The organism is Siculibacillus lacustris (assembly GCF_004328075.1).
In the GTDB taxonomy this organism is placed as follows: Bacteria; Pseudomonadota; Alphaproteobacteria; order Rhizobiales; family Ancalomicrobiaceae; genus Siculibacillus; species Siculibacillus lacustris.
Genome location: NZ_SJFN01000063.1, coordinates 1 through 10,837 on the forward strand (window position 1 = coordinate 1; position 10,837 = coordinate 10,837).

General features: G+C 70.7%; 11 protein-coding genes and 2 pseudogenes. 4 read left to right on the top strand and 9 right to left on the bottom strand.

What is annotated here, in order from left to right; genetic code table 11:
• Window positions 1–223 (bottom strand): annotated as a pseudogene (locus EYW49_RS22220) (uracil-DNA glycosylase); the annotation flags it as partial.
• Window positions 224–456: 233 nt separating this feature from the next.
• Between EYW49_RS22220 and EYW49_RS22225 the strand changes: the two are divergent.
• Window positions 457–2,130 carry an electron transfer flavoprotein-ubiquinone oxidoreductase gene (locus tag EYW49_RS22225; protein ID WP_131311861.1) on the top strand — a complete coding sequence of 558 codons (1,674 nt, stop codon included), beginning with the start codon at window positions 457–459 and terminating at the stop codon, window positions 2,128–2,130.
• A gap of 180 nt (window positions 2,131–2,310) precedes the next feature.
• On the opposite strand, the gene EYW49_RS22230 is transcribed toward EYW49_RS22225, so the two are convergent.
• Both EYW49_RS22230 and EYW49_RS22235 read right to left on the bottom strand, forming a co-directional pair.
• Window positions 2,311–2,958, bottom strand: coding sequence for a DedA family protein (locus tag EYW49_RS22230; protein WP_131311863.1), 648 nt, complete (start codon window positions 2,956–2,958; stop codon window positions 2,311–2,313).
• Between the two features lie 59 nt (window positions 2,959–3,017).
• Window positions 3,018–3,707 (bottom strand): glycosyltransferase, encoded by a 690-nt coding sequence (locus EYW49_RS22235; protein ID WP_131311865.1) that lies wholly within the window; start codon window positions 3,705–3,707, stop codon window positions 3,018–3,020.
• A gap of 178 nt (window positions 3,708–3,885) precedes the next feature.
• Between EYW49_RS22235 and EYW49_RS22240 the strand changes: the two genes are divergently transcribed.
• From EYW49_RS22240 to EYW49_RS22250, 3 genes are read left to right on the top strand one after another with little or no spacing between them, the layout of a single operon-like run.
• Window positions 3,886–5,136: a PA0069 family radical SAM protein gene (locus EYW49_RS22240; RefSeq protein WP_131311867.1), complete on the top strand. Its 1,251-nt coding sequence runs from the start codon at window positions 3,886–3,888 to the stop codon at window positions 5,134–5,136.
• Between the two features lie 41 nt (window positions 5,137–5,177).
• Window positions 5,178–5,606, top strand: coding sequence for a VOC family protein (locus EYW49_RS22245; RefSeq protein ID WP_131311869.1), 429 nt, complete (start codon window positions 5,178–5,180; stop codon window positions 5,604–5,606).
• Window positions 5,607–5,609: 3 nt separating this feature from the next.
• Window positions 5,610–6,275, top strand: a complete 666-nt coding sequence (locus EYW49_RS22250) for a ribonuclease HII (RefSeq protein WP_131311871.1) — start codon at window positions 5,610–5,612, stop codon at window positions 6,273–6,275.
• A 180-nt stretch (window positions 6,276–6,455) separates the two neighbouring features.
• On the opposite strand, the gene EYW49_RS22255 is transcribed toward EYW49_RS22250, so the two are convergent.
• The 6 genes and pseudogenes from EYW49_RS22255 to EYW49_RS22280 form a co-directional block, all read right to left on the bottom strand.
• Window positions 6,456–6,947 carry a F0F1 ATP synthase subunit B family protein gene (locus EYW49_RS22255; protein ID WP_131311873.1) on the bottom strand — a complete coding sequence of 164 codons (492 nt, stop codon included), beginning with the start codon at window positions 6,945–6,947 and terminating at the stop codon, window positions 6,456–6,458.
• A gap of 10 nt (window positions 6,948–6,957) precedes the next feature.
• A complete protein-coding gene (locus tag EYW49_RS22260; RefSeq protein ID WP_228259715.1) occupies window positions 6,958–7,536 on the bottom strand; it encodes a F0F1 ATP synthase subunit B in 579 nt (192 codons plus the stop codon).
• Window positions 7,537–7,610: 74 nt separating this feature from the next.
• Window positions 7,611–7,835, bottom strand: coding sequence for a F0F1 ATP synthase subunit C (locus EYW49_RS22265; RefSeq protein ID WP_131311877.1), 225 nt, complete (start codon window positions 7,833–7,835; stop codon window positions 7,611–7,613).
• A 57-nt stretch (window positions 7,836–7,892) separates the two neighbouring features.
• Window positions 7,893–8,651 carry a F0F1 ATP synthase subunit A gene (locus EYW49_RS22270; RefSeq protein ID WP_131311880.1) on the bottom strand — a complete coding sequence of 253 codons (759 nt, stop codon included), beginning with the start codon at window positions 8,649–8,651 and terminating at the stop codon, window positions 7,893–7,895.
• A 173-nt stretch (window positions 8,652–8,824) separates the two neighbouring features.
• Window positions 8,825–9,256, bottom strand: a complete 432-nt coding sequence (locus EYW49_RS22275) for an AtpZ/AtpI family protein (protein WP_131311882.1) — start codon at window positions 9,254–9,256, stop codon at window positions 8,825–8,827.
• Window positions 9,257–9,483: 227 nt separating this feature from the next.
• A pseudogene (locus tag EYW49_RS22280) lies at window positions 9,484–10,837 on the bottom strand (chromosome segregation protein SMC); the annotation flags it as partial.

Sequence of the window (10,837 nt, forward strand, 5' to 3'; positions counted from 1 at the left end):
GCGGCTCGGCGGCCTCGCGGGCCTCGGCGGGGCGCTCGGGCGGGCGGGCCGGGGGCGGAGCGACCGCCGCCGAGCGATCGCGCGCCGCGGCGTCGCGGGCCTCGGCGGCCTCACGGATGGTCGCGGCGAAGCGATCGACGGCGACATCGTCCACCGCGACGTCGACGCCGGCGGCGAGATACCAGTCGAGCAGGGCGATCGTCGGATCGGATCGCACATCCATGCCGTTTCATTCCGTATACGACACTTTAATCTACCTTGGCGGAAGGCGACAAAGCGTCTAAGGGGTCGAAGGAGCATAGCGATCGGCGCCCCTCCTGGCGACTCCGAAGCGCGCGAGCGACGGCGGCCGACCGGCGGATCGGACCGCCGGCCCGGACGCCGGGCAGGGCGCGCGGTTCGGCCCGGGACGGCGGCGGCGGCAGGCGGCACGGTCGAGACGAGGAGCCCGAAGGCATGGATGCGGCGGACCTTCCCGAGCGGGAGAGCATGGAATTCGACGTGGTGATCGTCGGCGCCGGGCCGGCCGGTCTCGCGGCGGCGATCCGCCTCAAGGAGATGGCGGTCGAGAGCGGCACCGAGATCTCCGTCGTGGTGCTCGAGAAGGGCTCGGAGGTCGGCGCCCACATCTTGTCCGGTGCGGTGATCGATCCGATCGCCATCGACCGGCTGTTCCCCGACTGGCGCGACGATCCCGACAATCCGTTCAAGACCCCGGTCACCGCCGACCACTTCCTGGTGCTCGGCCCCGGCGGCTCGATCCGCATCCCCAATTTCCTGATGCCGAAGTTGATGAACAACCACGGCAACTACATCGTCAGCCTGGGCAACGTCTGCCGCTGGCTGGCCAAGAAGGCCGAGGATCTCGGGGTCGAGATCTATCCGGGCTTCGCGGCCTCCGAAGTGCTCTACGACGCGGCCGGTACGGTGATCGGCGTCGCCACCGGCGACATGGGGGTGGGGCGCGACGGGAGCCCGAAGGACTCCTACACCCGCGGCATGGCGCTGCTCGGCAAATACGTGCTGATCGGTGAAGGCGCGCGCGGCTCGCTGGCCAAGGAGCTGATCGCCAAGTTCGGGCTCGACCAGGGCCGCTGCCCCGAGAAATACGGGATCGGCATCAAGGAACTGTGGCAGGTCGATCCGAAGAAGCACAAGCCGGGGCTGGTCCAGCATTCCTTCGGCTGGCCGCTCGATCTGAAGACCGGCGGCGGCTCGTTCCTCTACCACATGGAGGACGGCCAGGTGGTGGTCGGCTTCGTGGTCCACCTCAACTACGAGAACCCCTATCTGTCGCCCTTCGAAGAGTTCCAGCGGTTCAAGACCCATCCGGCGATCCGCGAGGTGTTCGAGGGCGGCAAGCGGCTGGCTTACGGCGCGCGGGCGATCACCGAGGGCGGCTGGCAGTCGGTGCCGAAGCTGACCTTCCCGGGCGGCGCGCTGATCGGCTGTTCGGCAGGTTTCGTCAACGTGCCGCGCATCAAGGGCAGCCACAACGCCATGCTGTCGGGGGAACTGGCGGCGGAGAAGATCGCCGCGGCGCTCGCCGCCGGTCGCGCCCACGACGAGCCGATCGAGATCGAAGAGGCGTGGCGGACGAGCGACGTCGGCCGCGATCTCTATCCGGTGCGCAACGTCAAGCCGTTGTGGACGCGGTTCGGCACGGTGCTCGGCGTGGCGCTGGGCGGGCTCGACATGTGGACCAACCAGCTGTTCGGGGTCTCGTTCTTCGGCACGATGGACCACGGCAAGCGCGACAGCCAGAGTCTGAAGCCGGCCGCGAACTTCAAGCCGATCGTCTATCCCAAGCCCGACGGCAAGATCTCGTTCGACCGACTGTCCTCGGTGTTCCTGTCGAACACCAACCACGAGGAGGATCAGCCGATTCATCTCAAGGTTCGCGACCTCGCGCTGCAGACCACAAGCGAACTCGCGGTCTTCGCCGGGCCGTCGACGCGCTACTGCCCGGCCGGGGTCTACGAGTGGGTCGAGAAGGACGGGCAGCCGACCTTCGTGATCAACGCCCAGAACTGCGTCCACTGCAAGACCTGCGACATCAAGGACCCCAACCACAACATCACCTGGACGGTGCCGGAAGGTGCCGGGGGGCCGAACTACCCGAACATGTGACGCGGGTCGTGTCGGGTGCGGGGCGCGGGGTGCGGGGTGCGTGCCGTGGGGTGCATGGCGCGCAGCGCCTCGCACCGGCGGCGGTGATGGCGTCCGGAAGCGCGGCGGGGCCGGGATCCGTCGCGGACTCGGCCGGTGGAACTCGTTGCGCTCGATCCACCCTACGACGCTCGATCCATCCTACGTGCCATCCGGCGGCGGGGCGAACAGGGCCGGCGACCAGCGCCGCCAAGCCACCCACGCCGCGACGACCGCGACGACGAGGCCACCGGCGACCCACGCGGCGGTGGCGGTGTCGCCCGAGCCGGCCAGCGCCCAGGCCCATCCGAGAATCGTGCCGGGGAACACCAGGACCGGGATCCACAGGATCGCCGAGCCGATGTTGGCCGCCTGGAACAGGCCGGCGGGCATCTCCGCCATGCCGGCGACGGTCGGGATGCTCGCCCGCAGCGGACCGATGAAGCGGCCGACCACCACGGCGATCCAGCCCCAGCGTGCAAACAGACGCTCGGCGGCGGCGAGCATCTCGGGGCGGGTGGAGAACGGCCAGATCCGGTGGACGCCGGGGCCGAGCCAACGGCCGATGCGGTAGGAGACGGTGTCGCCGAGCGCCGCGCCGACCGCACCGCCGATCCACAGATCGAGGAAGGGCAGCGTGCCGTCGGCGACCAGCGCCCCGGCGGCCATCATCACGCCGGTGGCCGGGATCAGCACCCCGAGCACCACCATCGATTCGCCGAAGGCCATCAGGCCATAGACCACGCCGGCCCAGGCCCGGTGATCGGAGATCCAGGCGAGCGCTGCGTCGAAGAGGGAGGCGATGTCCATGCCGCCATGATCGCCGCATTCGTCCGCCGCGTCGACCCGTCGCGACGCGCGGAAAGCGATCAGTCCTCGCGCCAGCCGTCGGTCGGCAGCGGCAGGCCGATCGCCGTGCCGGCGATGCGGGCGAGGCGGCCGTAGGACGGGGTGCCGTCGTCGCCGTCGCCGTTGGTCAGCAGCACGGCGTCGGCGCGCAGCACCCGGATGGCGCGGCGGGGAATGCGCGCCACCACGGCACCGTGGCCGGCGGAACGATCGGCGATGCGGGCGGCGATGCGCTCCCAGTGGCGGCGCGACACCACCAGGCCCTGCTCGCGCAACGGCCGGCCGAGCAGTGCCCCGGACATCGCCACCAGACGCTCGGCGAAGCGCGCCCGCCAGCCGAAGGCGTCGTAGCCCATGCGGAAGCAGCCGACGTCGACGTCGGCGCGGCCACGGCGCTCGACCCGGTCGACGAAGGACGCGACCTCGCGGAACCAGTCGGATTCGAGGAACACGTTGGGGGCGAGGATGGCGAACCACGGCGCGCGGCGCGCCGCGGCGACGCCGGTCTCGACGCGGCGCAGCCAGCCGCCCGAGGCCTCGACCAGGGTGCAGCCGGCGGCATCGGCGACGATGCGGGTGCCGTCGGTCGAGGCGTCGTCGCAGACCACCACCTCACGGACCACGCCTTCGGCCGCCGCCGGCACCAGCGACGCCAGCGTACGGGCCAGCCCCTCTTCGGAATTGCGGGTCGGAATGACGACGGACAACATGCCGCGCGACGCCTTGGGCCCGGTACGAGGACCCCGGCGGCGCCGGGCGGCACCGTCGGGAAGGACAATCGTCTCTTACACATTGATTTCGCGATCGACCAGCCGATCGACGGCCGAAAAATTGCGCGCCGCGGCAAATGTTCTTGTCTTGTTCTCTTCTCTGTCGGATGATGCCGGCATGAAGGTCGAGAGCGAGTCCCCCTCCCCGTCGAGACCGCGTCGCCGCACCGCCGCTGCGCGGGGGCGAGGCCCTGCCGACGTCGAATCGGCGCCGCGGCCGGACGTCGTCACCGGCTTCGACGATGGGGACGGCGGCGGGGCCGGCGGCTTCGCCGAGGCCGCGCCGAGCGACGTCGTCGCGGTCGACGATCGGCGCCGGCGTGGCCGCGGCGCGGTGGCCAATCCGAGCGGGCGCTACGAATCGGAAGCCCGCGTGACCGTCGACGACGGCTGGGGCAGCGCCGACGATCTGCCGCCCTTCGCGACCACGGTGACGATCGAGAAGCCCAAGACCATCCTGACCCGCAACACCTCGCCCGACATCGGTTTCGATCGCTCGATCAACCCCTATCGCGGCTGCGAGCACGGCTGTTCCTATTGTTTCGCCCGTCCGACCCACGCCTACATGGGGCTGTCGCCGGGGCTCGACTTCGAGAGCCGGCTGTTCGCCAAGCCGACCGCGGCGCGCCTGCTCGAACAGGAGCTCGGCCGGCCCGGCTATCAGCCGAAGCCGATCGCCATCGGCACCAACACCGACCCCTATCAGCCGGTCGAGAAGCGCTGGCGGATCATGCGCGAGGTGCTGGAAGTGCTGGAACGCACCGGCCATCCGGTGACCATCCTGACCAAGTCGGCCCTGGTACTGCGCGATCTCGACATCCTCTCGGCGATGGCGGCGCGCGGTCTGGTCAAGGTGGCGATCTCGATCACCACCCTCGACCGCAAATTGGCCCGCGCCATGGAGCCGCGGGCGGCGAGCCCGGAGCGGCGGCTGGCGGCATTGGCGGGCTTGGCGGCCGCGGGCATCCCCACGGGGGTGATGGTCGCGCCGGTGATTCCGGCGCTGACCGATCCGGAGCTCGAGCGGATCCTCGAGGCGGCGGCCACCGCCGGCGTGCGCGAGGCCGGCTACATCGTGCTGCGCCTGCCGCTGGAGGTCTCGGAGATCTTCAAGGGCTGGCTGCTCGACCACGCCCCCGACCGCTATCGCCACGTGCTGTCGCTGTTGCGCTCGATGCGCGACGGCAAGGACTACGACGCCGACTGGGGCAAGCGGATGCGCGGCACCGGCCCCTATGCGGCGGCCCTGAAGCTGCGCTTCGACGTGGCGATGAAACGGCTCGGGCTCGACCGGGTCCAGCGGTCGGCGCTGCGCACCGACCTCTTCACGCCGCCGACCGCCTCCGGTATCCAACTCAGCCTGTTCTGACACCCGGCGCCCGGCCGGCGCCGTCGCTCACGGAGTTTCCCATGTCCCTGCGTCTGTCGATGGTCACCCTGGGGGTTGCCGACGTCGCCGCCGCCACCGCCTTCTACGAGGCGCTCGGGCTCGTCCGCGGCGCGCCGAGCGAAGCAGCGGTCACCTTCTTCGACATGGACGGGGTGATCCTCGCCCTCTACGGCCGCGCCGCACTGGCCGACGACGCCGGTGTGGCGGCGATGGGCGACGGTTTCCGCGGCCTCGCGCTGGCCTGGAACGTCACCGGGGCGGCGGCGGTCGACGCGGCGATCGCCCGGGCGGTGGCGGCCGGCGGGCGGCTGGTCAAGGCCCCGGAGCGGGCCTTCTGGGGCGGCTATTCCGGCTATTTCGCCGATCCCGACGGGCATCTGTGGGAAGTCGCCGACAATCCCGGCTTCCCCTTCGACGAACGCGGCGCCCTGCGCCTGCCGGAGGCCTGAGTCATGGCGACCGACACGACCGCCCGCCCGGCGAAGCGGCTGCCGCGGGTGCTTCCCGATTTCACGCTCGAACGCGAGCTCGGCGCGCGTACCCGGCGGATCGCCGGGGTCGACGAGGTCGGCCGCGGGCCCTTGGCCGGACCGGTGGTGTGCGCCGCGGTGGTGCTCGACCCCACCCGCCTGCCGGTCGGACTCGACGATTCCAAGAAACTTTCCGAAGCCGCGCGCGAGCGGTTCTTCGAGGAGATCCTCGCCCGGCACGAGGTTGCGGTGGCGCTGTCGTCGACGGCGCGGATCGACGCGACCGACATTCGCCAGGCGACCCTCGACGCGATGCGGCGGGCGGTGGCCGGCCTCGCCAACCCGCCCGAGCACGTGCTGGTCGACGGCGTCGACGTGCCGCCGGGGCTGATCTGCCCGGGCACCGCGGTGATCGGCGGCGACGGCCGGTCGATGTCGATCGCCGCGGCGTCGATCGTCGCCAAGGTGATCCGCGATCGGCTGATGGTGCTGGCCGCGGTCGACCATCCCGGCTGGGGCTTCGAACGGCACAAGGGCTACGGCACCGCCACCCATCTCGAGGCGCTCGAGCGGCTCGGCGCCTCGCCGATCCATCGCCGGAGCTTCGCACCGGTGGCCAAGGCGATCGCCCGCACGGGCGGCCTTTGACGGCGGCCTGCCGATCGCGGCGATGCAGGTCGCGGATCGCCGTCGCGCGAGCCCGACCCGCATCCGCCGATGGGATCGACCCGCATCGATCCGATCGCAGCCTGCGCACCCCGCAAAAGAAAACCCGCCCCTCCTTTCGAAGGTGCGGGTTCGCAGGCGTCGTCCGTGTCGTCTGCCGGCTCAGTTGAGCTTGGCGGCGACTTCGGCGATTCCCTTGGCGACCAGATCGGCGCCGGTCGGGCCGGCGGCGCGGGCCGCCAGGATGCGTTCGGCGGCGGCGACCGCGACGTCGGTGGCGAGCGCGCGCACCTCGGCGACGGCCTGGGCCTCGGCCTGGGCGATCTTCGATTCGGCCGCGCGGGTGCGCCGCACGATCAGGTCTTCGAGCGCCTTGTTGGTCTCGATGGTCAGGCGATCGGCTTCGGCCTTGGCCTCGGCGACGATCGACTGGGCCTCGAGCTCGGCGTCGGCGGCCTTCTGGCGGAAGGCGGCGAGCAGAGCGACCGCCTCTTCGCGCAGGGTGCGGGCCTCGGCCAGCTCGCTTTCGATGGCCGCGATCTTGGCGTCCATCGCCGTGCCGATCTTGGCCGGAACCTTGAGATAGGCGATCACGCCGAAGAAGATCAGCAGCGAGACGAGAGCCCAGAACGTGGCGAGCGATGTGGCGTCCATGTCGGTCTCCTCACTTGCCGGTGACGGCGGCGACCGCCGCGACGGCGTCGTCGCGTCCGACCTGTTCACCGATCAGCGCGGCGATCAGGGCCTCGGTGGTGTCCACCGCGATCCCGTCGACTTCGCCGAGCGCCTTGGTCTTGATCTCGGCGATGCGGGCTTCGGCTTCCGTGATCTTGCCGGAGAGCCCCGCCTCGGCGGCGTGGCGCTTGGCATCGACCTCGGCGGCGAGCTTGGCGCGGGTCTCGGCGGCGATGCCCTGGGCATTGCGCCGGGCTTCCGCCAGAGCCTTCTCGTAGGCCGCGCCGGCGGCTTCCGATTCGGCCTTGAGGCGGTTGGCTTCTTCCAGATCGCCGGCGATCCGGTCGTGCCGGACCTCGAGGATGCCGCCGATCCGCGGCAGCACGACCTTGGCCATCAGCACGTAGAAGAGACCGAAGGTGATCGCCAGCCAGAGAATCTGGGAGGCGAAGGTGGTCGAATCGAACGGCGGGAAGACGCCGCTGTGTCCGCCGCCGTGTTGCACTTCGGCCGTGGTATGGGCTGTTTCTGCCATCGTGACCGTCCCGGATGATCCGGCCTCGCGCACCTCGCGTGAGACCCCATGCGTCGCCGGCCGTCACCAGGGACGGCCGGATACGGGTCGTCGTCGGCGTCGGGCGATCAGGCGAAGAGCAGGATCAGCGCGACGAGCAGCGAGAAGATGCCGAGCGCTTCGGTCACGGCGAAGCCGAAGATCAGGCGGCCGAACTGACCGTCGGCGGCGGCCGGGTTGCGCAGCGCGCCGGCGAGGTAGCTGCCGAAAATGGTGCCGAGGCCGATGCCCGCACCGGCCATGCCGAGGGTGGCGATACCGGCGCCGAGGTACTTCGCAGCTTGCGGATCCATGAGAATGCTCCTTCGGTGAGTACTGGAGGGGTAGGTCTCGGATCGCGACCGTCCGGCTCAGTGGCCGGGGTGGATCGCGTCGTTCAGGTACATGCAGGTCAGGACGGTGAAGACGTAGGCCTGCAGGAAGGCGACCAGGAATTCGAGGGCGGTCAGCGCCACCGCCATGGCGAGCGGCAGGATCGACCCGGCGACGCCGACCGCGCCGGCCGCCGACAGGGTCACGACGAAGCCCGCGAAGACCTTGAGGGTGATGTGTCCGGCCAGCATGTTGGCGAAGAGACGGACCGAGAGGCTGATCGGCCGCGACAGGAACGAGATCACCTCGATCATCGTCACCAGCGGCACCAGCGCCATCGGCACGCCCTGCGGCACGAACAGGCCGAAGAAGTGGAAGCCGTGCTTCCAGATGCCGAACACCACCACGGTTCCGATCACCAGCATCGCCAGACAGAAGGTGACGATGATGTGCGAGGTGATGGTGAAGAAATAGGGGATCATGCCGAGCAGGTTGGCGACCAGCACGAACATGAACAGCGAGAAGACCATCGGGAAGAACTGCATCCCGGCCTTGCCCGCGGCGTCGCGCAGGGTATTGGCGACGAAGGAGTAGGACATCTCGGCGACCAGCTGCCAGCGCCCCGGCACCAGCGAGCGCCCCGAGGAGGCGAACACCAGGAACAGCGTCGCCACGATCACCGTCGCCGCCATGAACAGCGACGAATTGGTGAAGGAGAGATCCACGTGCCCGACGTGGATCGGGACGAGCTTCGTGATCTGAAACTGATGGATCGGATCGACCTTGTCGGCTGCCACCTGTCAGTCCCCACCTCTCTTCGGCCACCGGTTCTCGCGAACCCGGCGAACCCGACGCGCGCCGGACGGCCCGCTCTCACACGTCACGATCGCCCCCGACCGTGCCGCTCGATTCTCCGACGTTCCGCATAGCACGCCGGACGGCCGGCGCGATCTGCGAAATTAGGCGATGGTCATTCGTCGGAGGGCTCCGACGGCGACCTCGACTTTTCGGCGCCGGCGGCGCGCAGGCGCGCTCCGGCATCGGCGACCTTGCCCTCGGCACGCAGGACGTTCAGGACGCCGGCCGCGAAGCCCAGGAGCAGAAACACGATCAACGCCCACGGCGAGGTCCCCAGGGCCCGATCGATCCCCCATCCGAGCGCGGCCCCGACGACGATGCCGGCGACGAACTCGGAGGCGATCTTGATCGCCTGGCCGAAGCCGGAGGGTCGCCCCTTCGCCTTCGCCGCCGCGACTTCCGAACGGTGCGCCTCGAGGCTCGCGCCGAGGCGCTCGAGCCGTGCGGCGAGCGCCGGCTTCGTCTCGGGAGCCCCCTCGCCCCCCTCCGCCCGATCCCCGCCGGTGCTCGGCCGAGGGTGGTCACCGTCCGGTCGATCGACCATGGTCCCGCTCCCCGCTTTCGCGTCGACGGCATCGCAGCAGAGGACGCCGGAGGCGCCCCACGTCGAAGCCGGGCGCACCATAGTTGCGCGTCAGACCCCTGTCAAGAACACCAGACTTTAGTTTAAACTCATGAAATGTCTAGAACTTTTGCTCTCGAGCGAAAGTTTTTCGCACTGCGGCGAAAGCCCTCCCCGGAGGGGCTGCGAAAGCCTCGTGCGGCGATGCTTCAGACCGGCGCGAGAATCTTCTCGGCGCGTTCGAGATCGACCGAGACCAGCTGCGAGACGCCGCGTTCCGACATGGTCACCCCGAACAGCCGATCCATGCGGGCCATGGTGATCGGATTGTGGGTGATGACGATGAATCGGGTGTCGGTCTGGCCGACCATGGCGTCGAGGAGATCGCAGCAGCGTTCGACGTTGGCGTCGTCGAGGGGCGCATCGACCTCGTCGAGGACGCAGATCGGCGCCGGGTTGGTCAGGAACACCGCGAAGATCAGGGCGAGCGCGGTCAGCGCCTGCTCGCCGCCCGACAGCAGCGTCATGGTGGTCGGCTTCTTGCCCGGCGGGCGGGCGATGATCTCGAGGCCCGCCTCCAGCGGATCCTCGGCGTCGACCAGTTGCAGCTCGGCTTCGCCGCCGCCGAACAGGTGGGTGAACAGGGCGCGGAAATGGCCGTCGACGGTGGTGAAGGCGGCGAGCAGGCGCTCGCGGGCCTCGCGGTTGAGGGTCTGGATGCCGAGCCGCAGGCGGCGGATCGCCTCGACCAGATCGTCGCGTTCGGCGAGCAGGCGGTCGCGGCGCTCCTCGACCTCGCGGGCCTCGTCGTCGGCGCGCAGATTGACCGCACCGAGGCGCTCGCGCTCCTGGCGCAGCCGGTCGAGGCGGCGATCGACCGATTCGGCATCGGGCAAGGGCGCGTCGACGTCGATTTCGGCCAGCGCCACCAGGCCGGCCGGGGCCACCGCGAAGGCCTCGGCTATGCCTGCCTCGATCTCGCTGCGGCGGGCGGCGGCGGCGGCGAGGCGTTCCTCGGCGCGGCCCTTGACCTCGCGCGCCGCGGCGAGCGCATCGAGCGCCTGACGGGCGGCGCGATCGGCGTCGCCCTGGGTGCGCTCGCCCATCGCCAAGGCGTCGGCGGCGCGGGCGCGTTCGGCCTCGGCGCCGAGGGTGGCGTCGCGCAGGCGGGCGCGTTCGATCTCGAGATCGGCGGGGCGTTCGACCAGATCGTCGCGTTCGCCGATCGCCTCGTCGCGCCGCGCCGCGAGCACGGCGATCTGATCGGCGGCGGCGGCGGCGCGGCCGACCCAGCCGCTGCGCTCCCGGGCGATCGCCTCGAGCCGGCGGCGGCGGGCCTCGACCTCGCGGGCGAGCCCCCGGGCGACGGCACCGAATTCGGCGACCACCGCCCGGCCTTCGCCGACCCGGCCGCGGGCGAGCGCGATCGGCGCCTCGAAACTCGCGGGATCGGGCAGCGCGGCGAGCGCCGCGGCGGCCTCCTCGGCGCCGGCGACCACCGCGGCGTCTTCGCCGGCGAGGCGGGCGGCGGTGGCGTCGAGCGCCGCGAGGCGGGCGGCGAGG

Excerpts from the sequence above, each read along its gene's own strand:
- EYW49_RS22240 (WP_131311867.1), top strand. The coding sequence starts at position 3,886 with ATGAAGGTCGAGAGCGAGTCCCCCTCCCCGTCGAGACCGCGTCGCCGC.
- EYW49_RS22225 (WP_131311861.1), top strand. The coding sequence starts at position 457 with ATGGATGCGGCGGACCTTCCCGAGCGGGAGAGCATGGAATTCGACGTG.
- EYW49_RS22245 (WP_131311869.1), top strand. The coding sequence starts at position 5,178 with ATGTCCCTGCGTCTGTCGATGGTCACCCTGGGGGTTGCCGACGTCGCC.
- EYW49_RS22265 (WP_131311877.1), bottom strand. The coding sequence starts at position 7,835 with ATGGATCCGCAAGCTGCGAAGTACCTCGGCGCCGGTATCGCCACCCTC.
- EYW49_RS22230 (WP_131311863.1), bottom strand. The coding sequence starts at position 2,958 with ATGGACATCGCCTCCCTCTTCGACGCAGCGCTCGCCTGGATCTCCGAT.
- EYW49_RS22235 (WP_131311865.1), bottom strand. The coding sequence starts at position 3,707 with ATGTTGTCCGTCGTCATTCCGACCCGCAATTCCGAAGAGGGGCTGGCC.
- EYW49_RS22275 (WP_131311882.1), bottom strand. The coding sequence starts at position 9,256 with ATGGTCGATCGACCGGACGGTGACCACCCTCGGCCGAGCACCGGCGGG.
- EYW49_RS22255 (WP_131311873.1), bottom strand. The coding sequence starts at position 6,947 with ATGGACGCCACATCGCTCGCCACGTTCTGGGCTCTCGTCTCGCTGCTG.
- EYW49_RS22250 (WP_131311871.1), top strand. The coding sequence starts at position 5,610 with ATGGCGACCGACACGACCGCCCGCCCGGCGAAGCGGCTGCCGCGGGTG.